This is a genomic window from Nocardioides agri (assembly GCF_013778305.1).
In the GTDB taxonomy this organism is placed as follows: domain Bacteria; phylum Actinomycetota; class Actinomycetes; order Propionibacteriales; family Nocardioidaceae; genus Nocardioides; species Nocardioides agri.
In genome coordinates this window covers 1,795,462-1,818,466 of record NZ_JACEIC010000002.1, presented here as the reverse complement: position 1 = coordinate 1,818,466, position 23,005 = coordinate 1,795,462, and the positions used below count along the sequence as shown (strand labels likewise).

Below are 23,005 nucleotides of genomic sequence, written 5' to 3'. Positions count from 1 at the left end.
CCCGCCGTTGGCTACGCCCGGGACGGGCGATCCCGTCTATTGACGAGTGTTCAATAGCGGGCGTAGCGTCGCGCACGTGACGACCCTCGACGACGTCGACGAGCTCACGACCCAGCGGTTCCGCCGGATGAGCCCCGGCAACCAGCCCCGGTCGGCGCCCGTCGACACGTCCGGCCTGCCGGCCGGCCCGCGCTGGCCGGTCCTCGTCCAGACGGCCGCGCTGCTGCGGTTCCGGCACCGCTTCCATCCCTACCTGCGACGCAGGTACGGCGACGTCTTCACGATCAGGATCGCGCCGGGTGGCCGTCCGCTGGTGTTCTTCACCCGGCCCGAGCACGCCAAGGAGATCTTCGCCGGCGACCCCGAGGTCTTCCACGCCGGCAAGGCCAACGGCATCCTCGGTCCGATCATGGGCGAGCACTCGCTGCTCCTCCAGGACGGCGCCGAGCACAAGCGCGCCCGCAAGCTGCTGATGCCGGCCTTCAACGGCCACGCCCTGCGGGAGTACCAGGCCCTCGTCGCCGAGGTCGCCCGCGCCGAGGTCGCGAGCTGGCGTCCGGGCGAGGAGCTCCGCTCGCTCGACCGGATGAACGCGCTCACGCTCGAGGTGATCCTCCGGGTCGTCTTCGGGGTGACCGACGAGGAGCGGCTCGCCCGGCTGCGGCCCCGGGTCAACGCCACCGTCAACGTGAGTCCGGCGATCCTGCTCGGCTGGGGCTACCCCAAGCTCCAGGAGTTCGGCCCGTGGAAGCGCACCGTCGACAACCAGCGCGAGCTCGACCTGCTCATGTACGCCGAGATCCGCGAGCGTCGTACCGCGCCCGACCTGGCCGAGCGCACCGACGTGCTCTCGCGGCTGATCCTCCAGGGCGGCGACGGTGACCGGCTCGACGACACCGAGCTGCGCGACCAGCTCGTCACGCTGCTGCTGGCCGGGCACGAGACGACCGCGACCGCCCTGGCCTGGGCGCTCTACGAGGTCGGCCGCGACCCCGCGCTGCTGGCGCGCTGCCAGCAGGCGGCGGCCGACGGCGACGACGAGCTCCTCGACGCGGTGCTGAAGGAGTCGCTGCGGCTGCACCCGGTGATCCCGATGGTGGTGCGCACCCTCATGAAGCCCGCGACGATCGCCGGCTGGGACCTGCCCGCCGGCACCACGGTCGGTCCGTCGATCATCCTGGCGCACCAGCGCGAGGACAACCACGACGACCCGGAGGCCTTCCGGCCGGAGCGGTTCCTCGGCCAGAACCCGCCGACGAACACCTGGATCCCGTTCGGTGGCGGCGTGCGCCGCTGCATCGGCGCCGGCTTCTCGCTGATGGAGGGCGTCGCCGTGCTGCGTGAGGTGTTCGCGGCGTACGACGTCGAGGCGGTCGGCGACGACCGGCCGAAGGTCCGCAACATCACCAGCGTGCCCCGCAACGGCGCCCGGATCCGGGTAACGGCTCGGTAAATCGCTTCGCGCCGACCGTCACCGGTGCGACGATCTGCGTTTGTGATCGATCGCCTGCGCGCGCTGCGGATGGACACCACGCCGCTGCGCACCTCCCGTGACTTCCGGCTGCTCTTCCTGGCCGGCACGGTCTTCTACTTCGGCGCGATGGTCAGCTATGTCGCCATCCCGTACCAGATCTACACGTTGACCGGCTCCAACTTCGCGGTCGGCGCGATCGGCATCGCCGAGCTGGTGCCGATCCTCGTCTTCGGCCTCTACGGCGGCGCACTGGCCGACCACGTCGACCGGCGCAGGCTGCTGATCTTCACCGGCCTCGGGCAGGCGGTCTTCACCGCGGTGCTCGCGGTCAACGCCTTCCTGGCCGACCCGCACGTCTGGGTGATCTTCGCGGTCTCCGTGGCGCTGACGTCCTGCTCGGCGCTGCAGCGCCCCTCGCGCGAGGCGCTGCTGCCGCGGACCGTGCGGCACGACGAGCTGCCCGCGGCCAACGCGCTCTCCAGCTTCGGCATCCAGCTGGGGCTCTTCGCCGGCCCGGCCGTCGGCGGCGTCCTCGTCGCGTACGTCGGCGTCGGCTGGTGCTTCCTCGTCGACGTGTGCGGGCTGCTGATCGCCTCCTCCCTCTTCGTGCTGATGCGCTCCTACCCGCACCGCGAGGAGACCACCCCGCCGAGCCTGGCCGGCATCAAGGAGGGGATGGTCTACGCGTTCCGGCGCCGCGACCTGCTCGGCACCTACTTCGTCGACATCGCCGCGATGCTGCTCGCGATGCCGGTGGTGCTCTTCCCGGCGATGGTCGAGGAGATCTTCGACCGTCCCGAGCTGCTCGGCCTCCTCTACACCGCCGAGGTCGTCGGCGCGATGGTCGCGACCGGGCTCAGCGGCTGGACGGCCCGGGTGCACCACCACGGCCGCGCGATCGTCCTCGCGGCCGCGGTGTACGGCGCGATGATCGCGCTCGCCGGCCTGATGCCGTCGATCTGGCTGGTCGCCCTCTTCCTCGCGTTCGCGGGCGCGGCGGACATGATCTCCGGCATCTTCCGGTCGACGGTGTGGAGCCAGACGATCCCGGAGGCGATGCGCGGCCGGCTGGCGGGCATCGAGATGCTGTCCTACTCGGTCGGCCCGCTCGGCGGCCAGGTGCGCGCCGGCATCACCGCCGACCTGTGGTCGGTGCGCGGCGCCTTCGTGTCCGGCGGCCTCGCCTGCGTCGCCGGCGTCGCGGCCACCGCCGCGGTCCTGCACGACTTCTGGTCCTACGACGCCCGCACCGACGAGCACGCCGTCGCCGAGCGCGCCGTACGGGAGGCGGCCGGCGAGGCCTGAGCCCCGCCTCGGCGCGATGGTCGGCGCCGGCATCGTCGCCCTGCTGGAGCAAGCCGGGGTGTTCGCCGGGTCAGCGGTCTGGGTCTCCTCCCGGACCGGGGGAGGCGTGAGATGTCGTCCGCGTGTGACGATCCTCGGATGGACGACCTGGTGGCGCGGGCACACGCACTGCTCGAGGAGAACCAGTACCTCACCCTGGCGACCGCAGACGCGAGTGGCCGGCCCTGGTCCACGACCGTCTGGTACACCGCCTGGCAGCGGTCCCGGTCGTCGACACGACTCGCCGTCGAGCTCGTCTGGCTGTCCAGGCCCGAGGCGCTGCACTCGCGCAACCTCACCCAGCGGCCCGAGGTCGGCATCAGCATCTTCAACAGCGCCCAGCCTGCGGGCACCGGGGACGGCCTCCAGTTCGCCGCACACGCCGAGCTCGTCCCGTCCGCGCTGCTGGACGACGCGGCCGCCGCGTTCTCTGCCGCGTCGGTGGCGGCCGGCGGTGGGACCTGGACGCGCGCCCAGGTGGAGGAGCCGTCGGTGCCACGCCTCTACATCGCCCGGATCCGATCGGCCTTCCTCCTCGGGAACGCGACGCGGGTGGAGGTCCCCCTCGCCTGAGTCCGCGGCCCGGCCTCCGGCTACTCCGGGATGGGTGGGCCGACGACCTCGAGCCCGTAGCGTGGGCCGACCTCCATCCACCGGGGGATCTCGACCTCCGGGGCCAGGCCGTCCGGGCCCGGGAGTCGGTGCTCGGTCGCCGGGATGCCGACCTCGTCGTAGAGGTGCAGCAGCCCGGCCGGCGTCGTGAGGGCGAGGAGCCGGGCGGGCCGGTCGCCCCGGATCCGGAACGCGTGGGGGACGCCCTGGGGAAGGTGGATGAAGCAGCCGTCGTAGAGGTCGAAGGTGTCCTCGCCGGCGCGGTAGGACAGCCGGCCCTCCAGCACGTAGAACGCCTCGGCCTCCTGGGTGTGCCGGTGCGTCGGCGTGGCCACGCCGGGTGGCTGGGTCACCAGCGCCACGCCGAGCCGTGCGCTCTGCCCGGGCTCGAGGAGGTGCTCGAACAGCGACTGCATCGCCCACGTCGCTCGCCCGGCTCCCGGCTCACGCACCACCAGCTGCTCGTCCATGGCTCGCCGCCTCCGATATTCGACCGAATTCACTTCGGACTAATAAGGTAGGCACTGTGACGGAGCCGGTCAAGCGTCGACGGACCTACGATGCGTCCCGCCGGCGGGCTGCGGCCGAGCAGACCCGGTTGGGTGTCCTGGCCGCGGCGCGTGAGCTGTTCGCCGCGGGTGGTTACGCAGCGACCTCCGTCCAGGCGGTGGCCGACCGCGCGCAGGTCGCCGTCGACACCGTCTACGCGACGGTCGGCCGCAAGCCGCAGCTGCTCCTGGCCGTCCACGACATGGTGCTGGCCGAAGGACCGGCTCCCGTCGAGGCCGAGGAGCGCGACTACGTCCGGGCGGTCCGGGCCGCACCCACCGCTGCGGCCAAGCTGCGCACCTACGCGGCCGCGATGGGGCGGCTGCTCCCAGGCACGGTGCCGATCATGTCCGCACTGCGCGAGGCCGGCGCCTCCGACCCCGCGTGCGCCGAGCAGTACGAGCAGATCGCGGAGCGCCGGGCCACCAACATGCGCCTGCTCGCCGCCGACCTGCGAGGCACCGGCGAGCTGCGCGACGACCTCGGCGACGAGCTGGTCGCCGACCTGATCTGGTCCCTCAACAGCCCCGAGTGGTTCACCCTGATCACCTCCAGGGGCCACACGCCTGCGCAGTACGGCGACCTGCTCGGCGACCTCCTGTGCCGGACGCTCCTCGCGGCCGGGGCGGCATCGCAGACGTCGCCGACGTAGCCTCTCCGGGCGGAGCGCCTCCTCAGCCCGCCTCGAGCACCCGGGCCAGGAACCGCTGGGTCCGCTCCTCGCGCGGATCGGTGAGCACCTCCGGGCCGCCGCGCTCGGCGACGACGCCCTCGTCGAGGAACAGCACCTGGTCGGCGACGTCGCGGGCGAAGCGGACCTCGTGGGTGACGATCACGAGCGTCCAGTTCTCGGCGGCCAGGTCGCGGATGACGGCGAGCACCTCGCCGACCAGCTCGGGGTCGAGGGCGGAGGTGGGCTCGTCGAGCAGGAGCACCTCGGGCCGAAGGGCCAGGGCGCGGGCGATGCCCACGCGCTGCTGCTGACCACCGGAGAGCTGGGCGGGGTAGGCGTCCTCGCGGCCGGCGAGGCCGACCTGCTCGAGGAGGGAGCGCGCGTCGGCGACGGCCTCGTCGGTGGGGCGCCCCTGCACCTGCACCGGACCCTCGATGAGGTTGCCGAGCACGGTCTTGTGCGGGAACAGGTTGTGGGCCTGGAAGACCATCCCGCTGCGCGCGCGGAGCGCCTTGACCGCTCGGCGGTCCGGCCGGGTCGCGAAGTCGATGGAGGCCTCGCCGATACGCACGACCCCGGCGTCCGGCATCTCGAGGACGTTCATCGAGCGCAGCACCGTCGTCTTGCCCGAGCCGGAGGGACCGAGCAGCGCGGTCACGGTGCCGGACTCGGCGCTGAAGTCGACCCCGCGCAGCACGTGGTGGTCGCCGAAGGACTTCTCCAGTCCACGGACCTCGATCAGGTCGGTCATGTCGCGTACCTGCTCAGTCGACGTTCGAGAGGACCCTGCGCCAGGCTGACGAGGTAGCAGACGACCCAGAAGTAGAGGGCGGCCATCGTGTAGAGCGGCAGGTACTCGGTCGTGGCCGCCGCGGTGACCTGAGCCTCCCGGAAGAGTTCGGGCACGAGCACGAGCGACGCGAGAGCCGTGTCCTTGATCAGCGACAGCAGTGTGTTGCCCAGCGGCGGTACGGCAATGCGCGCCGCCTGCGGCAGCACGATGCGCCGCATCGACTGCCAGTAGTCCATGCCGATCACGGTCGCGGCCTCCTGCTGGCCGCGGGGCACCGAGAGGATGGCGGCCCGCACCACCTCGGCGGCGTACCCGCCCACGTTGAGGCTCAGCGCGGCGATCGCCGCCGGGTAGGGGTCGAGGTCGATGCCGATCTGGGGCAGGCCGTAGAAGACGATGAACAGCTGGACCAGCAGTGGCGTGCCGCGGATGACCGATACGTACGCGCGGGCGATCCAGCCGAGGACCCGGAGCGACGAGAGCCGCGCGAGCGCCGCCGCGATCGCGAGCACCATGCCGATCACGAAGCTGCAGATCGTGAGCGGGATGTTGCCCTTCACCAGCCCGACGAACATCGGCCAGGCCGTGTCCTTGACGACCTCCCACGTCGTGCGCGAGTCGGAGGCGTCGACGTCGACGTCCTCGGCGCCGCCCTGCACCGTGACGTCGGCGCCGAAGTACTTCTCCGAGATCTCGGCGAGCGTCCCGTCCTCGGTGAGCGTCGCGATGGCGTCGTCGGCCTCCTGCTGGAGGTCCGGATCGCTCTGCCGGAAGGTCAGCGCCTGCTCGAGGACCTCGTCGCCGGCGTCGCCGGCGATCTTGACCTGGTCGTTGCCGGACGTGGCCAGGTAGTCGAGCACCGCGATGTTGTCGTTGACGATCGCGTCGACCCGGCCCTGGACGACGAGCTCGACCCCGGGGCCGAAGTCCTGGACGTACTGCACCTTCGCGCCTGCGTCCTTGGCGACCTGCGCCCAGTTGCTGCTGGCGGTCTGCGCCGTCGTCCGGCCCTTCAGGTCGTCGAGCGACGTGATGTCGTCGGTGTCCTTGGCGGTGACGATGACACCGTGGGAGTAGGTGTACGGCGTGCTGAACAGGTAGCGCGCCTCGCGCTCGCCGGTGATCGTCACCTGGTTGGCGATGACGTCGATGCGGTCGGAGTCGAGGGCGGGGAAGAGCGAGTCGAACGGCGCCTCCACGAACCGGAGGTCCCAGCCGGCCTCGTCGCCGATCGCCCGCATCACCTCGACGTCGAAGCCGGTCAGCTCGTTGGTGTCCGGGTCGCGGTAGGTGAACGGCGGGTACACGCCCTCCGTCCCCACCCGCACGACCTGCGGCTCGCCGTCGGCGTCGGCCACGGCAGGCCCGCCGACCGCGAGCAGTGCGCCGAGCAGGGCGAGCAGCACGATGAGGCGGGGGCGCACCCGCAACCGATACCCGCGACGCTCCGGCTCCAACCCTCAGGAGCGGATGGCCGCCCACGCGAGTGCTGCGAGCGCGCCGGTCGAGGTGAGCGTGCGGACGACGTTCCACCGCACCCAGGCGGTCTCGAAGTCCGCTCGGGAGCCGCCGGCTGCCAGCGCGTCGTTCAGCGGCACGTTGCCGGCCGCGGTGACGGCGACGGTCCCCAACGCGAGCACCAGCCCGGCGATCGCCCACCCCCGCGCGCCGCCCGTGGTGGTGGCGACGGCGGCCGCGGCGAGGGCCGGCGCGCCGAGGAAGGTCAGCATGAAGACGGGGTTCACGATCGCCACGTTGACCTGCGTCATGGTGGAGGTGAACGTGCGGTCGTCGACCTCGGCCAGACCGGGCATCACGCCGCAGGCCCAGGTGTAGTAGGTGCCGGCCTGGAGGCCGGCCGCGACGGTGGCGGCGAGCAGGACGGGGCTGCGCAGGGTCTCGAGGATCGCGGTCATGCCCCCATCCCACCTCGCCGCGGCGAGACGATCCATGGCGAGAACGCGCACTTCCATACGCGAGCGTCCAGGCCTACGCTTCCGGTCATGGACGGACTGGCGGCGCTGCTCGACGGCCCGCGGGCGCGGGGCGCGTTCCTCCTCCGCTGCCTGATGGACCCGCCCTGGTCGGTCCGGCTGCAGGACGAGTCGCCGCTGACGCTCACGGCCGTGGTGCGCGGCGAGATGTGGGCCGTGCCCGACGACGGCCCGCCGTTCCGGCTCGGACCGGGCGACGTTCTGGTCACCGTCGGCACCGACCACTGGACGATCGCCGACGAGCCGGCGACCCCGGTGCAGGCCGTCATCCACCCGGGACAGCACTGCACCACGCCGGACGGCCGGCCGCTGGCCGAGGCGATGCACCAGGGCGTGCGCAGCTGGGGCAACAGCGCCACCGGCTCGACGGTGATGCTGACCGGCGCCTACGCGCTCGAGGGCGAGGTCAGCCGGCGGCTGCTGCGGGCGCTCCCGCGCTTCGTCGTGCTGTCGGAGGCGGAGCTCGGCTCGCCGCTGCTCCCGCTGCTGGCCGACGAGATCGTCAAGGACGACCCCGGCCAGGACGCCGTGCTCGACCGGCTCCTCGACCTGCTGCTCATCGCCGTCCTCCGGTCCTGGTTCGCCCGGCCCGACGCCGACCCGCCCGCCTGGTACGTCGGCCAGTCCGACCCCGTCGTCGGCCCCACGCTCCGGCTGATGCAGCACCACCCCGACCACCCGTGGACCGTGGCGTCGCTCGCCGCTGCCGCCGGGGTGTCCCGCGCGGCGTTCGCCCGCCGCTTCACCGACGTCGTCGGCGAGCCGCCGATGACGTTCCTCACCGGTTGGCGCCTCGCGCTCGCCGCCGACCTGCTGCGCGACCCGACGGCGACGCTCGCCACCGTCGCGCGCCAGGTCGGCTACTCCACGCCGTTCGCGCTCAGCGCGGCGTTCAAGCGCGAGCACGGCGTCAGCCCGCGGGAGCACCGGCTGGTGTCGGCGTAGCTGGTGTGGCGGGCGCGGGCGTGGCGGCGTGGCCGGCGTGGTGGACGTGGTGGCGTTTCATCAAGGGATGACGGTGGCGCCGCGGTTCCCTCGGCGAACTCGTCGTGGGAAGCGCGGGTTCGCCCTCATCCCTTGATGAAACTCCCGCGGGCCCTAGCGGATCGTCCCGACCCCCGGCACCAGCGGCAGGTCGAGTGCGGTCACCCAGCCGGGCGGCAGGTCGTTGACGGCAGGGACGGCGTTGAGCGCGCGCAGCCCGGTCGCCAGGCAGCCGGCCACCGCCGGGGCGCGGCCGGAGCCGTCGGTGAAGCGGAACGCCGTCTCCTGGCTGATCGACGGCGAGCCGACGATGTCGACGCGGTAGACGTCGTCTCCCGACCCGGAGGGCCAGTCGGGTGCGGCGTCGAGACCGATCCGGTTGACGTGCTCGAGCGTGATGACCTCGCGGCCGCCGTACACGCCGTTGATCGTGAAGCGGATCGCCGCCACGTTGCCGGCCTCGATGACGCCCTTGGCGGTCTTGCGGTCGGTCGGCGTCACCCACTTCTCCCAGGTGGTGGTCATGTCGTCGAGCTCGATGCCGGCGGCGTGCGCGATCATCGGCACCGTCGCGCCCCACGCCATGACCAGCAGGTCCGGGATCTCGAGGAGGGGCGTGTACGACGGGGGCCGGCCGATGCCCATCTCGTCCTCGTAGTCGCCCGCGTAGTCGGTGTAGTCGAGCAGCTCCGACGCGCGCACCGAGTCGACGCGGCCGCACAGGCCCATCAGCGTCATCGGGAAGAGGTCGTTGGCGAAGCCGGGGTCGATGCCGGTCGTGAAGCATGAGGCGCCGCCCTCGGCGCAGGCCTCCTCGACCGGGGTGATCCAGTTGCCGGGGTTCTGTCTCATGTGCGGCCACACCCACGGCGTCATCGCCGTCGAGCAGACGTCGATGCCGGCGCGCAGGAACGCCGTGATCACTCGGATGTTGTCGTCGGCGTACTGCGCCGTCGGGCCGTAGTGGACCAGCGCGTCGGGCCGCAGCGCGATCAGCTCGTCGACGTCCGTGGTGGCCAGGATGCCTGTGGCGGCTGGGAGTCCGCACAGCTCGGCCACGTCCGTGCCGGCCCGGTCGCTGCGCGTCACGCCGACCCCGACCAGCTCGAACACGGGGTGGTCGACGATCTCCGCGATCACCATCGACCCGACCACGCCGGTGCCCCAGACGACGACGCGCTTCTTGTCCATGACGGTCCTAACGGTCGAACGCCGCGCGGACCCGGTCCTCGGTGAGGCCGTAGTCCTTGAGCGTGTAGGTGTGCGACGGCTTGGCCTTGCCCTGCTTGGACTCCCGGTCGACCGCCTCGATCGCGGCCTGCGCCTCGGGCGTCCAGTCGAGCCCGAACCGGTCGTAGACCCGGCGGGTCACGCCGAGCGGGTCGGCCACCAGGTCCTGGAAGGCGATGTCGATGAACTGGTCCTGGTCGTACGCCGGCCGCGCGTCGTGGAAGGCGTGGAACGCCCGGGACCACAGGTCGAGCTGGGTGTGGCCGATCACGCCGCCGACGTAGGTGTCGCTGTGCCCCGCGGTGGTCTCGGCGGACAGCGAGCACGACGAGGCGATGCAGGTGACCGGGTCGCGGTGGGTGTAGACGATCAGGGCGTCGGGGTAGACGGTCATCAGCGCGTCGAGCGCGGTCATGTGCGAGGGGTTCTTGAGCACCCAGCGCTTCTCGGGGTCGTTGAGCCCCACCAGCTGGAGGTTCTGCCGGTGCCGCGCGTAGGCGTCGGTCCAGTCCTGCTGCTTGAGCCACTCGGTGTAGCGGGGCAGGTTCGCCAACGACTCGTAGGAGTTGGACTTCCCGGTCTGGCGCAGCAGCCGCCAGCACTCCTCGACGGTGGTGGCATCCATGTAGTGGATCCCCATGAACGCGGGGCTCTCGACGTGGTGCGCGGTGAACGCCTGCTGCATGGCCTGGAAGATCGGGTCCGACTCCCAGGTCTCGCGCGGCGGGCGCGGCTGCGGGTACTGGGTCAGCCACATCTCGAGGCCCTGCGCGTTCGGGTCCGCGTGCAGGTAGCGGTGCAGCGCCGTGGTGCCGGTGCGCGGCAGGCCCATCAGGAAGATCGGCCGCTCGATCGGCACGTCGCGGTGCTCCGGGTGGGCCGTGAGCTGAGCCTGGGTGAGCAGCACGCCGACCAGCGCCGACTTCACCTCGGACCGTTGGAAGTAGTTGCCCCGCGGGGTCAGCCCCGCCTCGGGGGACGACAGATCCTCGACGAGGACCCGCAGGCCCTCTTCGTGGGCGCCGTCGCCGAAGTCGCTCATGCCGGTGGTCCGGACGGCGGCCGCGACGATGTCCTCGTAGCTGCCGACGTCCGGGCGCTCCCGGGTCATGACGTTGTCGGACATCAGTCGTGGAACTCGCCGCAGTCGACGGTCAGCATCTGGCCGGTGACGGCGGACGCCAGGTCGGAGGCGAGGAAGAGCGTGGCGCGCGCGACCTCCTCCGAGGAGGCGAGCCGCTTGAGGTCGGTGGGCGCCGCCTTCTCGGCGTACACCTGCTCGTGCGTCTTGTCCTCGACGGCCGCCAGGAAGTCGAAGTAGCCGCGGTTGACGTCCTCGTAGATGTACGACGGCGCCACGCTGTTGACCCGGATGCCGCGCGGCCCGAGCTCGGTGGCCAGGGACGAGGCGAGGTGCTCGAGCGCCCCCTTGGAGAGCTTGTAGCCGGCGTACTCGGGCTGGGAGGAGAAGACGACGCAGGAGTTGAGCATGATGATCGAGCCCTTGGACTCCGACAGCGCATCGGCGAAGAGCGCCGAGAGCCGCAGCGGCGCGAACACGTTGGTCTCGTTGACCTTGGCCAGCTTGGCCGGGTCGATCTGCGAGATCGGGTCCATCGGCGGGATCGTGAACGCGTTGTTGATGACGCAGTCGACCCGGCCGAACGCCTCGAGCGTCCGGTCGCGCAGGTTGGCGCGGGACGCCTCGTCGCGCACGTCGGTGACCACGCTCAGCACCTTGACGCCGTGGCCCTCGAGCTCGGACTGGAGCTCCAGGAGCCGCGACTCGGTGCGGCTCGCGATCACGAGGTCGGCCCCCATCCTCGCCGCCTCGTGGGCCAGTGACCGGCCCAGGCCGGGTCCGATGCCGGAGATCACGACGACCTTGCCCCGGAGCAGGGGCACGGGGGTGTAGCGCTCCTCGATCGAGGTGTCGTGGGCCTCGGCGTAGCCAAGCTCGGTCATCAGCTGATCATCCTTCGGGCAACGGAGCGCTGCCGGGCGGCGATCCGCGCGGCGTACTCCTCGGTGGTGAGGGGGGTGAAGTGCGGGACCCGAGAAGGTACGTCGGCCAGCGGCATCACCTCGGCGACCGGCCCGTCCTCGGGGCCGAGGTCGCGCTCGAGGCGCTGCCAGCGCAGCATGATCGCGCCGGTGCGGTGGCCGGTGGTCTCCAGCCAGTTGGCGATCGGCGTGCCGCCCGGCGGCGTCTCCGAGATCACGAAGCGCATCCTGCCGTCGGGGTCGACCTGCGCCTGCGCCTTGGTCAGCGAGGTCTGGTGCGTCTCGTAGTCGGTCGAGGCGTACCAGTCCGAGCCGATCTGGATCGCCTGGTAGGCGCAGTCGGCGCACTCGGGCACGGTGATGACCAGCGCCTGGTCCTCGGCGAGGTCGTAGTGGCCGATCGAGGAGCGCTGCGACGACAGCCCGCCGGGCGTCGACTGCGGCACGGTCGGCCGGTTGGCCGGCTCCTGGTACTGGAAGAAGTGCGGGAAGGCGATCCAGGTCTGGATCGAGCCGACCAGGCTCTTGGCCGCGACCTCGTAGCGCTGCGCCAGCCGCTCCCGCCGCAGCGGCTTGGCGGGCTGCCCGAGGGTGTCGGCGCGCTCGATCGTGAGCAGGCCGCGCTCCTCGGTGTCCCAGTCGTTGAAGACCTCGCGCACGATCATCGTCTTCGCTCCGGGCTCCGCCACGTAGCGGAACTCGAAGGTGCCGTCGGATGCGACGTCGAGCTCGCGGTCGTCGAAGGCCAGCATCGAGCTGGCCGCCGAGTCGGCCGAGTAGGAGCCGCCCATCACCTGGAACGACAGGTCGGCGCTCGTGCCGCGGCGGCCGCGGACGACGTACTCGACGCCCTCCTTGAGGTAGGCGTTGAAGTAGATCGCGTCCGGGTTGTCCAGGCCCTGCCGGGAGAACTGGTGCGTGGGGTTGATGAACAGCGGCCGGTCGAGGTCGTGGTCGAAGGCCATCTGCATGGCCATCCGGATCCGGCCGGCGAGGTAGTCGTAGCCCTCGAGCCGGTCCTGCTCGGTCGTGATGAACGGTGCGTTGGCGACCAGCTCCTCGGCCTCCGCGATCGCGTCCTGGAGGACCTTGGTCAGGCCGTAGGACTCGCTCATCCGTTGACCTTCGAGATGATCTGCTCGGCGTAGCGCTCCAGGTGCTCGACCTTCTTGTCCAGCGGCTCGGTGTCGGGGCCCTTGATGTAGGGCATCCGGAAGCCGACGATGCAGTCGGTGACACCCTTGTCCTCGAGGCGCTTGATGCCGTCGACGGTGTAGGCGTCGTAGGAGATCACGTGCACCTCGAAGTCGTCGCGGGTGTCGCCCTCCTCGGCGCGGATCTCGGCGAGCCGGGTGAGCAGCCGGTCGAGCTCCTCGCCGTCGCCGCCGGCGTGCATCCAGCCGTCGCCCTTGCGGACGGCGCGGCGCAGCGCGGCGTCCGCGTGCCCGCCGACCAGCAGCGGGATCCTCTCGGTGGCGCCCGGGCACTGCTTGAGCGCCTCCACGTCGTAGAAGTCGCCGTGGTACTCGAAGAACTCTCCGGTCGTCAGCCCGCGCAGGATGTCCATCGCCTCGTCCATGCGCTTGCCGCGCCGCTCCCACGAGACGCCCATCGCGTCGAAGTCCTCGGGCCAGGGCGAGATGCCGACGCCGAGCCCGAGCCGGTTGCCCGAGAGGAACGCGAGGGACGACGCCTGCTTGGCGACGAGCACCGGCGGCCGGATCGGCAGCTTGAGCACGAACGGCGTGAGCCGCAGCGTGGTGGTGTGCGCGAAGAGGTGCGCGCACAGCACCATCGTCTCGATGAACTCCTTGCCGTCGAGGAACTCCCGGTCCCCGGTGTCGGTGTAGGGGTACTTCGAGTCGGAGTCCTTCGGGTAGATGACGCTGTCGGCCACGGTCATGCTCGTGTAGCCGGCGGCCTCGGCGGCCTGAGCCAGAGGGGCGTAGTACGTCGCCTGGGTCATCGCCTCGGCGTAGCTGAATCGCATGCGCACACACTAGAACGTGTTCCAGTTCTGTGCCAGAGTGCGGGCGTGGACCTCCAGGAGATCAGCGACCGCATGGAGATCGAGGGTGTGCTCATCCGCTACACCCGCGGCATCGACACCGGCGAGTGGGACCTGCTCGACACGGTCTTCACTCCGGACGCGGAGATCGACTACACCGAGTCCGGTGGCATCGCGGACACGTTCCCGGCCGTGAAGGCCTGGCTGGCCGAGGTGCTGCCGGCGTTCTTCCCGAAGCGGATGCACTCGCTCGCGCAGGTCGCGATCTCGTTCCCTGACGAGGGCGCCGGCGACGAGGCGCTCGCGACGGCGTACTTCCACAACCCGATGCCGATGGACGACGGCCAGGGCGGCACCAAGGTCGTCGAGTTCGGCGGGCTCTACCACCACACCCTCGTGCGGACCGCCGACGGCTGGCGCAGCCGCAGGCTGCACGAGGAGATCGTCTGGAAGCGGGGGCTCTAGGGCGCCGGCCCGAGCGACGCTGGTCACGCTCGGGCGGTCGTCGACCCGGCCCGGGTTGGCGCGCTTGGGCCGCATGTCGAGAATGGTCGCGACGCCCGCACCAAGTCTTCGGGGAGAGTGACGACGTGGCCGACCGAATGCCGGACCGCCCTGACGAGCGCCACCCGATCGTCGCGGGGCTGGTCGCGCTCGTCGCGGTCGGCGTTGCAGTCGGGGTCGTCATCGGCGCCGTGGTCCTGGTTGGCACGAAGGTGCTCGGGCTCGGGGAGGACTCCTCGGACGGCTCGAGCAGCGGGCAGGCGACGCTCTACCTGCCGGAGCCGAAGCCGACCGAGGACCTCGACGAGCCCGAGGTCACCCTGGGCTCCGGGGAGACCGAGTCGCCGACGGCGTCCGAGTCGCCCGAGCCCAAGGGAAGTGAGTCCCCGGAGCCCTCGATCACGCTCGCGGTGTCCGCGACCGAGGTCGGCTCGATGGAGCCCTTCGAGCTGACCGGCGTCTACCCGCAGGGCGAGGGCGCGATCCTCACCGTCCAGCGGTTCGAGAACGGCTCGTGGGTCGACTTCCCGGCGACCGGGTCAGTGGCGGGCGAGCAGTTCCAGATCCCGGTCCAGTCGAGCCGGCTCGGCCAGACCCGCTTCCGGGTCGTCGACAGCGACTCCGGACTGAAGTCCGACGAGGTCACGATCACCGTCGTCGGGTGAGCGGCGCAGCCGGTCGAGGATCGCCGGCTGGCCGGCCAGGATGCCGGTGAGCACCAGCAGCAGCCCGGCGGCCTGGGCGGCGCCGAACGCCTCGCCCGCGAGGGCCACCCCCACGACCGTCCCGGCGACCGGGTTGAGCAGGCCGACGAGCGACACCGCGGCGGCCGGCAGCCGGCGCAGGCCGCGGAACCACACGACGTACGCGACGAGCGTGCCGGCGACGCCGAGGTAGAGGAAGCCGCCGACGGCGGGCAGGTCGATCGGCGGGGGAGCACCCTCCACGACCAGTGCGATGGGGAGCAGCACGAGGCCGCCGGCGACGAGCTGCCAGGCCGTGAACGTGAGCAGGTCGACCGGGGGCTGCCAGCGCTTGACGAGCACGAAGCCCAACGACGACATCGCGACGGCGCCGAAGGACGCGGCGACGCCGAGCGGATCGACCACGACGCCGGAGCGGAGCACCAGCAGCGCGACGCCGGTGGCGCCGACGGCCGCGCCCGCGAGCGAGGCGGCGCGGGGCCGCTCGCCGATCACCAGCCAGGCGACGAGCATGACCATGATCGGCGCGGTCGCCGTGAGGGTGGCCGCCATCCCGCCGGGGAGGCGGTAGGCCGCGACGAAGATCAGCGCGAAGAAGGCGCCGATGTTGAGGGTGCCGAGGAGCAGCGCCCGCCACCACCACACGCCCCGCGGCAGCCCGGGACGGAGGGCGAGCAGCAGCAGGCCGAACGGCAGCGCCCGGACCATGGCGCCGAACAGCGGACGGTCCGGCGGCAGGTAGGCCTCGGTGACGTAGTAGCCCGACCCCCACGCGATCGGCGCCACGGCCGTGAGCCCGAGCGTGCGCCACCTATTTTCCATGGAAGACATATTAGTTTCCACGTCAGATATCGCCAAGTCGGTATGTTCCGAGGCATGGAGAGCTCTGCTGCACGCACCGTGGTCGTCGGTCATGACGGGTCGGGCACCGCCGACCTGGCGCTCGCGTGGGCGCTGGACTACGCCGGGCGCTTCGACGCCGAGATCCGGGTCGTGCGCGGCTGGTCGATGTCGACGGCCCCACGACCGGCCTCGATGACCGGCGGCTACGTGCCGCCGATCGAGGAGTTCGAGGCTGCGGTGGTCGCCGACCTCGAGAAGGACGGCGCGCGGGTCGTGGCCCAGCGCGGCTCCGGCGTACCGGTCTCCTACGAGGCCTATCGCGGCGCGCCCGCCAACGGGCTGGTCGAGGCGTCCCAGGACGCCGACCTGCTCGTGATGGGCGCCCGTGGGCTCGGCGGCTTCAAGGGGCTGGCGCTCGGCTCGGTCAGCGACCAGTGCGTGCGCCACGCCGCGTGCCCGGTCGTGGTGATCCGCGACGAGCACTCCGCCGACATCGAGCGCTCGCGCCGCCTCGACAGCGGGCTCGTCGAGTGACCGAGCCCGACCACGTCGGTCGGATCATGGCCCAGTGGGCCGTCGAGCGCCCCGACCTCGACGTCTCGCCGCAGGGCATCATCGGCCGGCTGCACCGGCTCGCGGCCCGGCTCACCGAGGAGCTGGTCGCGGTCTACGGCGAGTACGGCCTCGGCGAGGGTGAGTTCGACGTCCTCGCGACGCTGCGCCGCGCGGGCGCGCCGTACGAGCTGACGCCGAGCGAGCTCGGCGCCCAGACGATGGTGTCGTCCGGCGCCGTCACCAAGCGGGTCGACCGGTGCGTCGAGCAGGGCTGGGTGACGCGCCGGGTCAGCGACAACGACGCGCGCGGCCGGGTGGTGGCCCTGACCGACGCGGGCTTCGACGTCATCGACCGGGCCTTCGGGGCGCACATGGCCAACGAGCACCGGCTGGTCGGGCACCTGGACGAGATGGAGCGGGCCCGGCTGGCCCACCTCCTGGAGAAGTGGGGCCGGGCCCTCGGTCCGGGGGCCTGACGCCTCCGGATCCACCCGGTCGACCGCCACCGGACCCACGGTGCCCGGTGGCGGTCGACGTTGACGGCGGTCTCTCCCGGGACCGGCCCGTCAGTCGGTCGTCGGGCGGGTCCGGCGGGCCCGCCACACCATCGCGCAGCCGGCCACCAGCAGCAGCGCTCCGAGTCCGGCGAGCAGGCTGCTCGGGCCACCGGTGTTGGGCAGCGGCGGCGGGCCGATCGCCGGCGGCGGGCGGAAGGCGCCGGGCGGAGGTCCGGTCGGCGGCAGCTCCGGCGTCCGAGAAGTGGTCGGCGGGTTGGCGCAGGCCACCGTGGCCGGTGGGTAGTTCAGCGTCGTGGAGTACTCCGGGTTGACCTTGAAGCGCACCGTGATGCCGTCGCGCGTCCAGCCGAACCGCTGGTCCCCGACGTCGACGTACTCGCCGTCGACCAGGTCCCACCCGGGCCACATCAGCGGCGGTGTCGCCGACGCTCCGGGCCACAGCACCCGGCCCGAGAGCGGCAGGCCGGTGATCGCGTGGTCGGGGCCGTCCGGGTTGACGAACGTGATGGTGAGCGGCGTCGGATCGTCGGTCTCGAACCCCTCGGGCAGCGTCATCGCGTAGTCGAGGTAGGGCACGTCCCCGACGCAGGCGGTCTCGACGGAGCCCGGCAGCAACGGGCACTGCTCGTTGGTCGTCGGCGCGTGCTCGAGCACGACCTGCTTGGTCTGGTTGCCCTGGTCGTCGGCGAAGTAGTAGGCGTCCTTCGCCGTGAACGTCACGTGCGTTGCGTCGGAGGCAGACGCGGTCCAGTAGGCGTTCTCGGCCTCGAAGACGACCTTGTCATCGGCGGTGTAGCACTCGTCCACCACGCTGACCGCCGGGCGGACCGCCGCCGCCTGCCTGCAGTCGGTCGCCGCTGGGGGAACGACGAGGGTCCGCACCCCCGAGATGAAGCCGTTGCCGGCGACGACGTCGAAGCCGCTGAGCGCGGTGGCGGTCACCGTGTAGGTCCCGGGCGCCAGCGAGCTCAGGGCGGTCGGTGCGATCACCGCTCCATCGGCGCCGGTCACCACGTAGCTGATGCCCGGCTGCGTGCCCAGCGTGATGGCACCACCGGTGGTGGTGCCGGCCGGTACGCAGACCTGCGGGCTCACCTGGGCGCTCGGGACGACGCACGTCTTCGGTGCCCCGATGTGGACGACCCTGGTGGCCGTCGTGCCGGCGATGCTCCATCCGGCCGCAGCGGCCGCGTCGAACTCGGTGGCGCCGCCCTTGAGGGTGGCGGTGATCGTGTAGTCACCCGCGGCGAGGCCGCTCCAGCTGCCGCCGGAGATCGTGTAGGTGACCAGCGCTCCGACCAGAGGCGCGATCGAGCCGCGCGCGTCGCAACGTGCCTCCTGCTGCACCTGCGGGGCGGCGAGCACGACCGCGCAGCCTTCCTCGACCCGCTTCTGCGCCGTCCACGCCGTCGTGTCGTAGGGCCCGTAGACCGTCGTACCGGTGAGCGTGTAGCCGGTGTCGGCGACCGCGGTGGCGATGCGTGCATCCGCCGGGCCGCTGAGCACCCAGTGGTAGCCGACTCCCTGCGGGAGGTGCAGGCTGGGTGCGGACGCGCAGCTCGGGGGCGTGTAGCCGGGAGCAGCGGACGTCACCTTGTTCTCGGCGCAGTCGCCGGGCTGGGTGGGCTCGCTGCGCGTGCTCACCGTCTTCCAGCTGCTCCACGGGCCGGGCACCCAGCTCGTGCCGTTCCACGAGTAGCTGCGGGTCCGCTCCTCGGTGGTGACGGTCACCGTCTCGGACGTGCAGTCAGGGGTCCCGCGGACCTCGCGGGTCTCCTTGTCGTCCGGAGGCGGCGTGCACATCGTGTCGGGCGGCTGGTCGCCTTCCAGGTCGGGACATGCGTCGGGTGGAGTGCACGGCGTCGACGAGTCGCTCTTCGTGAACGTCCAGCCGATCGAGCCGTCCGGGTCGTCCCACGCGGTGACCGCGACGCTCCAGGTGTGCGCCACCGCGGGGTTGCCCAGCCCGAAGCTCTGCGAGTACTCCTCGACGAACGTGGTGTCCGCCAGCGTCGCCCCGTCGACGACGACCTTCACCGTGTTCGTGCCCGGTGTCTTGTAGTCGGTCAACGTGACCGTCAACGCCTCGCAGGTCGCTCCGGCCCTGCCGATGTGCGCCGAGGCGGTGCCCTCGGTGACGGTCGTGAGACCCAGGACGACGAGAAGAAGCACGCCGATCCGGGTCAGAAGTCGTGTGTGTACCTTGCCTGATCCCCCAGTCATTGGTTCACCATCGCCAGACTCGGCGCTGAGGTCGTCACCGATATTCGGCAGGTCTGGCGTCAGTTCGGCGGCGGAGCCGCTATTTCTTCGTCGTCGGGCGCCGTCACCGGCGAATCTGACGGTGAGGAGCCCCGGCGGACTGGCGGGCCCGGAGAGGCCCGCCAGTCGGTGGGTGACCGCTCGTCGGTCAGCCGATCCTGCGCGCGTGCACCACCAGCGCGCACCCGGCCAGCAGCAGCAGCGCCCCGAGTCCGGCCAGCAGGCTGCTCGGGCCACCGGTGTTGGGCAGCGGCGGCGGGCCGATCGCCGGCGGCGGGCGGAAGGCGCCGGGCGGAGGTCCGGTCGGCGGGAGCTCCGGCGTCCGAGAGGTGGTCGGCGGGTTGGCGCAGGCCACCGTGGCCGGTGGGTAGTTCAGCGTCGTGGAGTACTCCGGGTTGACCTTGAAGCGCACCGTGATGCCGTCGCGCGTCCAGCCGAACCGCTGGTCCCCGACGTTGACGTACTCGCCGTCGACCAGGTCCCACCCGGGCCACATCAGCGGCGGTGTCGCCGACGCTCCGGGCCACAGCACCCGGCCCGAGAGCGGCAGGTCGGTGATGGCGTGGTCGGGGCCGTCCGGGTTGACGAACGTGATGGTGAGCGGCGTCGCCTCGTCGGTCTCGAACCCACGGGGCAGGTCGAGCGAGTAGGCCAGGTACGGCACGGACCCGACGCAGGAGGCGTCGACCCCGCCCGGGGTGAGCGGGCACTGCTCGTCGGTGAGCGGCGGGTAGGCCAGCACCAGCCGGTCGACCGGGGTGCCGCTCTCGTCCACGAACCGGTTGTCGCCCTTGGCGACGAAGGTCACGTGCGAGTCGTCGGTGATCGACGCGGTCCAGTACTGGTTCTCCCGGTCGAAGACCACGCGATCGGCCGCCGTGTAGCAGCGGTCCACCGCACGGACGGACGGGCGGATCGGGACCGAGGCCGCCGCGCAGCTCGTGCCCGTGGCCGCGATCTCCACGGTCCGGCTGCCGTCGACGAAGCCGTTGGCGTCGGCCACCTCGTAGCCGTCGGCCGCCGTCGCCGTGACGACGTACGTGCCGGGTGCGAGAGTGGCGCTCGCGTCGATCACGGCACCCGCTGCGTTGCGCACCTGGTAGGTGACGCCCTGCTGCACCGGGACGGTGAGGTGACCGCCGACGGCCGGGCTGGTCGACCCGGGCACACAGGCGGCCGAGGTGACCTGGACGTCCGGGGTCACGCAGGTCCTGGCAGGCGCGATGTGGACGATCTTGGTCGCCGTCCGCCCCTGGACCTGCCAGCCGAGGGTGTTGCCGAACTCGGTGGCGCCGTCCGTCAGGGTCGCGGTGATGAGGTAGTCACCGCCGGCCAGGTCGCTCCAGCGTCCCCCCGAGATCGTGTACGCGAGGTGCTCACCGGTCGGCGGGGTGATGGAGGCGGGAGCGCCGCACCCGGACGACGGGATGGCCACGGGCTCGGCGAGCTGGGCGACACAGCCGTGCGCAGCCCTCTCGTCCGCGGTCCACGGCGTGGTGTCGTAGGGCCCGAAGACCGTCTGGCCGACCAGGGTGCGGCCGTTCTCGGCGACTGCGGTGAGAACCCGCGCCTCCGGGGGACCGCTGAGCGTCCAGTGGTAGCCCTCGCCGGCCGCGTAGGTGAGGCTCGGTGCCGAGGAGCAGTCCGGCGGCGAGTACGTCGGCGTCGTCGCCGTCACCTCGGTGCCCGGGCACTGCTCGGGGGTCGTGGGCGTCGTCGTCGTCGTGACCGTCGTCCACGCGGACCACGGTCCGGGGGTCCAGCTCGTCCCGTTCCAGCTGTAGGTGCGGGAGCGGGACTCCTTGGTGCTGGTCACGGTGTGCGTGGTGCAGTCCGGCGCGCCGTGCAGCCAGCGGACCTCCACCTCGTCCCCGGGCTGGGTGCAGCTGGTGCCCGGCGGCTGGTCGCCCGGCAGGTCCGGGCACGCGTCGGGCGGCGCGCAGGGCGTCGTGGTGCCGCTCCGGGAGATCGTCCATCCGTTGGACCCGTCCGGGTCGTCGGACGCGGTGACGGTGACGCTCCAGGTGTGCGGTGTCGTGGGGTCGCCGAGCGTGAAGACCTGCGCGTACGACGAGCCGAACGGCGTCTCGGCGCGAACCGCCCCGTCGGTCACGACCCGGACGCTGTTGGGGGACGCGGAGTCCTGGTAGTTGGTGAGGCTGACCGTGAGCTTGTCGCACGTCACGCTGATCGACGGCGTGTGCGCCGACGCGGCGCCGGCGCCGCCGAGGGCGACGAGCCCCAGCGTGGTCAGGAGCAGCGCTCCGCACCAGGCCACGAGGCCTACGGCCCATGGCCGACCGCGGCTCCTGCGCCAGGCGGCGTCACTGTGGGCGGATTGGTTCGTTGAGTTCTTGCTTTCCCCCGTCATGCCGACAGCCTTCGGCCGAAGTGGTCTAGACGTCATACCGCATAGTGGGTAAATCGTTCAGTTTCTGGCTTTTAACTCCGCGATGACCAGGGATGCGCTCGAACGAGCCGTTTTGCGGCCGTTTGCGTCGCGACTGAGGGCAAGAGAGAGCGCGGCGGGGTGCCGTCCGAGATCGGACGGCACCCGCCGGCCCCCACCGTCAGAGCAGGGGTGGCGTCAGGCGGGGATCCAGTCGAACGTGTCCGGATCCGGGCCGCGTCGGCCGGCCGCCCCGCGGTCGAGCGCCGTGATCGCCGCGACCTCGCCGTCGGTGAGCGAGAAGTCGAAGATCTCGAAGTTCTCTCGCATCCGCGCCTCGTGCATCGACTTCGGGAACACGATGTCCCCGCGCTGGACGTGCCAGCGCAGGGTCACCTGCGACGGCGTCTTGCCGTGCGCGCTCGCGATCGTGCCGATCACGGCGTCGTCGAGCACCGCGCCCTGGGCGATCGGCGACCACGCCTCGACGACGACGTCGTGGCGGTGCGAGGCGGCTCGGGCGTCCTCGTTGCCGAAGTAGGGATGCACCTCGATCTGGTTGACCACCGGGACCACGCCGGTCTCCTCGACGATCCGGTCCAGGTGGGCCGGCTGGAAGTTCGAGACGCCGATCGACGTGGCGCGGCCGTCCTCGACGAACTCGGCCAGCGTGCGCCAGGTCGACACGTAGTCGCCGTCGTACCGGGTGGGCAGCGGCCAGTGGATGAGGAAGAGGTCGACGCGGTCCAGGCCGAGGCGGTCGAGCGACTCCGCGAACGTGCGCCGCGCGTCGTCGGGCCGGTGGAAGGCGTTGTTGAGCTTGGTGGTGATGTAGAGCTCGTCGCGCGAGATGCCGGAGGCGGCGATGGCGGCGCCGACGCCCTCCTCGTTCTCGTACATCTGCGCGGTGTCGATGTGCCGGTAGCCCACCTCGAAGGCGGTCTCCACGGTCTGCTGCGTCTCCGCGGGCGGGACCTGGAAGACGCCGAAGCCGAGCTGGGGGATGGTGGTCTTGTCGTTCAGGGTGATCGTCTGGACGGTCATACCCTCTCCATCTCCCGTCGCCGCCAGATCATTCCCGCAGACCGGCCCTCGCGGGGACGTCTAGCATCCTCGGATGCTGACGGTGCCCGCGCTGGAGGACTTCGACTACGACACCCGTCTCGGGGCCTACGCCGTGATCACCCGCGACGACCACGTCCTGCTCGCGCTGTGGAACGAGCCGGCGGTGGCCACCTGGACGCTGCCGGGCGGGGGCGTCGAGCTGGGGGAGTCGCTCGAGGAGGGCGCGGTCCGCGAGGTCCGCGAGGAGACGGGGTACGACGTGACGCTCGGCGCGCTGCTCGGCGTGCGGACCCTGCTCACGCCACCGGAGCGGCGCCAGCGCCGGCGCGAGCGGTGGCTGCGGCAGGTGCACGTCGTCTACGCGGCGACCGTCGTCGGCGGTGACCTGACCCGCGAGGTGGACGGCACGACCGACGAGGCGCGGTGGGTCCCGCTGGCCGACGTACCGGGCCTGGTCCGGTCGGAGCAGGTCCGGCAGTTCGTCGGCTGACCGGGGAACA

General features: G+C 71.7%; 22 protein-coding genes. 9 read left to right on the top strand and 13 right to left on the bottom strand.

Annotation, left to right across the window (positions count from 1 at the left end):
* Positions 1 to 76 precede the first annotated feature (76 nt).
* The 3 genes from HZF07_RS13430 (at position 77) to HZF07_RS13420 (ending at position 3,391) form a co-directional block, all read left to right on the top strand.
* Complete coding sequence (locus HZF07_RS13430; RefSeq protein WP_309504729.1) at positions 77 to 1,453, top strand: cytochrome P450; 1,377 nt, start codon at positions 77 to 79, stop codon at positions 1,451 to 1,453.
* Positions 1,454 to 1,495: 42 nt separating this feature from the next.
* On the top strand, positions 1,496 to 2,779 hold the full coding sequence (locus HZF07_RS13425; protein WP_309504728.1) for an MFS transporter: 1,284 nt from the start codon (positions 1,496 to 1,498) through the stop codon (positions 2,777 to 2,779).
* A gap of 138 nt (positions 2,780 to 2,917) precedes the next feature.
* Complete coding sequence (locus HZF07_RS13420) at positions 2,918 to 3,391, top strand: pyridoxamine 5'-phosphate oxidase family protein (protein WP_157342310.1); 474 nt, start codon at positions 2,918 to 2,920, stop codon at positions 3,389 to 3,391.
* Between the two features lie 20 nt (positions 3,392 to 3,411).
* On the opposite strand, the gene HZF07_RS13415 is transcribed toward HZF07_RS13420, so the two are convergent.
* Positions 3,412 to 3,900 carry a cupin domain-containing protein gene (locus HZF07_RS13415; RefSeq protein ID WP_157342308.1) on the bottom strand — a complete coding sequence of 163 codons (489 nt, stop codon included), beginning with the start codon at positions 3,898 to 3,900 and terminating at the stop codon, positions 3,412 to 3,414.
* Positions 3,901 to 3,956: 56 nt separating this feature from the next.
* Between HZF07_RS13415 and HZF07_RS13410 the strand changes: the two genes are divergently transcribed.
* Positions 3,957 to 4,631 carry a TetR/AcrR family transcriptional regulator gene (locus HZF07_RS13410; protein WP_181645163.1) on the top strand — a complete coding sequence of 225 codons (675 nt, stop codon included), beginning with the start codon at positions 3,957 to 3,959 and terminating at the stop codon, positions 4,629 to 4,631.
* Positions 4,632 to 4,653: 22 nt separating this feature from the next.
* On the opposite strand, the gene HZF07_RS13405 is transcribed toward HZF07_RS13410, so the two are convergent.
* The 3 genes from HZF07_RS13405 to HZF07_RS13395 are packed head-to-tail and all read right to left on the bottom strand — an operon-like array spanning position 4,654 to position 7,361.
* A complete protein-coding gene (locus HZF07_RS13405; RefSeq protein WP_157342307.1) occupies positions 4,654 to 5,403 on the bottom strand; it encodes an amino acid ABC transporter ATP-binding protein in 750 nt (249 codons plus the stop codon).
* Positions 5,400 to 6,869: an ABC transporter substrate-binding protein/permease gene (locus HZF07_RS13400; RefSeq protein ID WP_309504727.1), complete on the bottom strand. Its 1,470-nt coding sequence runs from the start codon at positions 6,867 to 6,869 to the stop codon at positions 5,400 to 5,402. Before HZF07_RS13400 ends, HZF07_RS13405 begins: the two co-directional genes overlap by 4 nt.
* A 36-nt stretch (positions 6,870 to 6,905) precedes the next feature.
* A complete protein-coding gene (locus HZF07_RS13395; RefSeq protein WP_198346400.1) occupies positions 6,906 to 7,361 on the bottom strand; it encodes an anthrone oxygenase family protein in 456 nt (151 codons plus the stop codon).
* 87 nt (positions 7,362 to 7,448) lie between these two features.
* Here HZF07_RS13395 and HZF07_RS13390 point away from each other — a divergent pair, with 87 nt between their 5' ends.
* Positions 7,449 to 8,384 (top strand): AraC family transcriptional regulator, encoded by a 936-nt coding sequence (locus HZF07_RS13390; RefSeq protein WP_157342302.1) that lies wholly within the window; start codon positions 7,449 to 7,451, stop codon positions 8,382 to 8,384.
* A gap of 153 nt (positions 8,385 to 8,537) precedes the next feature.
* Here the strand turns inward: HZF07_RS13390 and HZF07_RS13385 are convergent, their stop codons facing one another.
* The 5 genes from HZF07_RS13385 to HZF07_RS13365 are packed head-to-tail and all read right to left on the bottom strand — an operon-like array spanning position 8,538 to position 13,647.
* Complete coding sequence (locus tag HZF07_RS13385; RefSeq protein ID WP_157342300.1) at positions 8,538 to 9,614, bottom strand: NAD(P)H-dependent amine dehydrogenase family protein; 1,077 nt, start codon at positions 9,612 to 9,614, stop codon at positions 8,538 to 8,540.
* A gap of 7 nt (positions 9,615 to 9,621) precedes the next feature.
* Positions 9,622 to 10,779, bottom strand: coding sequence for a sulfotransferase family protein (locus tag HZF07_RS13380; RefSeq protein WP_157342298.1), 1,158 nt, complete (start codon positions 10,777 to 10,779; stop codon positions 9,622 to 9,624).
* Complete coding sequence (locus HZF07_RS13375; RefSeq protein ID WP_157342296.1) at positions 10,779 to 11,618, bottom strand: SDR family oxidoreductase; 840 nt, start codon at positions 11,616 to 11,618, stop codon at positions 10,779 to 10,781. The genes HZF07_RS13380 and HZF07_RS13375 overlap by 1 nt, the downstream gene beginning before the upstream one ends.
* Positions 11,618 to 12,772 carry a hypothetical protein gene (locus tag HZF07_RS13370; RefSeq protein WP_157342294.1) on the bottom strand — a complete coding sequence of 385 codons (1,155 nt, stop codon included), beginning with the start codon at positions 12,770 to 12,772 and terminating at the stop codon, positions 11,618 to 11,620. Before HZF07_RS13370 ends, HZF07_RS13375 begins: the two co-directional genes overlap by 1 nt.
* Positions 12,769 to 13,647 (bottom strand): TIGR03619 family F420-dependent LLM class oxidoreductase, encoded by an 879-nt coding sequence (locus HZF07_RS13365; RefSeq protein ID WP_157342292.1) that lies wholly within the window; start codon positions 13,645 to 13,647, stop codon positions 12,769 to 12,771. Before HZF07_RS13365 ends, HZF07_RS13370 begins: the two co-directional genes overlap by 4 nt.
* A 45-nt stretch (positions 13,648 to 13,692) precedes the next feature.
* On the opposite strand from HZF07_RS13365, the gene HZF07_RS13360 reads away from it, so the two are divergent.
* A complete protein-coding gene (locus HZF07_RS13360; protein WP_181645162.1) occupies positions 13,693 to 14,130 on the top strand; it encodes a nuclear transport factor 2 family protein in 438 nt (145 codons plus the stop codon).
* 578 nt (positions 14,131 to 14,708) lie between these two features.
* On the opposite strand, the gene HZF07_RS13355 is transcribed toward HZF07_RS13360, so the two are convergent.
* On the bottom strand, positions 14,709 to 15,704 hold the full coding sequence (locus HZF07_RS13355) for a DMT family transporter (RefSeq protein ID WP_232523048.1): 996 nt from the start codon (positions 15,702 to 15,704) through the stop codon (positions 14,709 to 14,711).
* A 45-nt stretch (positions 15,705 to 15,749) separates the two neighbouring features.
* Here HZF07_RS13355 and HZF07_RS13350 point away from each other — a divergent pair, with 45 nt between their 5' ends.
* On the top strand, positions 15,750 to 16,250 hold the full coding sequence (locus tag HZF07_RS13350) for a universal stress protein (protein WP_157342290.1): 501 nt from the start codon (positions 15,750 to 15,752) through the stop codon (positions 16,248 to 16,250).
* Entirely contained in the window at positions 16,247 to 16,747 is a 501-nt protein-coding gene (locus HZF07_RS13345; RefSeq protein WP_309504726.1) for a MarR family winged helix-turn-helix transcriptional regulator, read from the top strand. Before HZF07_RS13350 ends, HZF07_RS13345 begins: the two co-directional genes overlap by 4 nt.
* 90 nt (positions 16,748 to 16,837) lie before the next feature.
* Here the strand turns inward: HZF07_RS13345 and HZF07_RS13340 are convergent, their stop codons facing one another.
* The 3 genes from HZF07_RS13340 to HZF07_RS13330 form a co-directional block, all read right to left on the bottom strand.
* Positions 16,838 to 18,961, bottom strand: a complete 2,124-nt coding sequence (locus tag HZF07_RS13340; protein ID WP_157342287.1) for a hypothetical protein — start codon at positions 18,959 to 18,961, stop codon at positions 16,838 to 16,840.
* A 238-nt stretch (positions 18,962 to 19,199) separates the two neighbouring features.
* Positions 19,200 to 21,329, bottom strand: a complete 2,130-nt coding sequence (locus HZF07_RS13335) for a hypothetical protein (protein ID WP_157342285.1) — start codon at positions 21,327 to 21,329, stop codon at positions 19,200 to 19,202.
* 309 nt (positions 21,330 to 21,638) lie between these two features.
* Entirely contained in the window at positions 21,639 to 22,484 is an 846-nt protein-coding gene (locus HZF07_RS13330) for an aldo/keto reductase (RefSeq protein WP_157342283.1), read from the bottom strand.
* Between the two features lie 73 nt (positions 22,485 to 22,557).
* Here HZF07_RS13330 and HZF07_RS13325 point away from each other — a divergent pair, with 73 nt between their 5' ends.
* On the top strand, positions 22,558 to 22,995 hold the full coding sequence (locus tag HZF07_RS13325) for an NUDIX hydrolase (protein ID WP_157342281.1): 438 nt from the start codon (positions 22,558 to 22,560) through the stop codon (positions 22,993 to 22,995).
* Positions 22,996 to 23,005: the final 10 nt, after the last annotated feature.

Excerpts from the sequence above, each read along its gene's own strand:
- HZF07_RS13330 (WP_157342283.1), bottom strand. The coding sequence starts at position 22,484 with ATGACCGTCCAGACGATCACCCTGAACGACAAGACCACCATCCCCCAG.
- HZF07_RS13420 (WP_157342310.1), top strand. The coding sequence starts at position 2,918 with ATGGACGACCTGGTGGCGCGGGCACACGCACTGCTCGAGGAGAACCAG.
- HZF07_RS13405 (WP_157342307.1), bottom strand. The coding sequence starts at position 5,403 with ATGACCGACCTGATCGAGGTCCGTGGACTGGAGAAGTCCTTCGGCGAC.
- HZF07_RS13395 (WP_198346400.1), bottom strand. The coding sequence starts at position 7,361 with ATGACCGCGATCCTCGAGACCCTGCGCAGCCCCGTCCTGCTCGCCGCC.
- HZF07_RS13380 (WP_157342298.1), bottom strand. The coding sequence starts at position 10,779 with ATGTCCGACAACGTCATGACCCGGGAGCGCCCGGACGTCGGCAGCTAC.
- HZF07_RS13415 (WP_157342308.1), bottom strand. The coding sequence starts at position 3,900 with ATGGACGAGCAGCTGGTGGTGCGTGAGCCGGGAGCCGGGCGAGCGACG.
- HZF07_RS13375 (WP_157342296.1), bottom strand. The coding sequence starts at position 11,618 with ATGACCGAGCTTGGCTACGCCGAGGCCCACGACACCTCGATCGAGGAG.
- HZF07_RS13350 (WP_157342290.1), top strand. The coding sequence starts at position 15,750 with ATGGAGAGCTCTGCTGCACGCACCGTGGTCGTCGGTCATGACGGGTCG.
- HZF07_RS13370 (WP_157342294.1), bottom strand. The coding sequence starts at position 12,772 with ATGAGCGAGTCCTACGGCCTGACCAAGGTCCTCCAGGACGCGATCGCG.
- HZF07_RS13365 (WP_157342292.1), bottom strand. The coding sequence starts at position 13,647 with ATGCGATTCAGCTACGCCGAGGCGATGACCCAGGCGACGTACTACGCC.
- HZF07_RS13385 (WP_157342300.1), bottom strand. The coding sequence starts at position 9,614 with ATGGACAAGAAGCGCGTCGTCGTCTGGGGCACCGGCGTGGTCGGGTCG.
- HZF07_RS13325 (WP_157342281.1), top strand. The coding sequence starts at position 22,558 with ATGCTGACGGTGCCCGCGCTGGAGGACTTCGACTACGACACCCGTCTC.
- HZF07_RS13390 (WP_157342302.1), top strand. The coding sequence starts at position 7,449 with ATGGACGGACTGGCGGCGCTGCTCGACGGCCCGCGGGCGCGGGGCGCG.
- HZF07_RS13355 (WP_232523048.1), bottom strand. The coding sequence starts at position 15,704 with ATGTCTTCCATGGAAAATAGGTGGCGCACGCTCGGGCTCACGGCCGTG.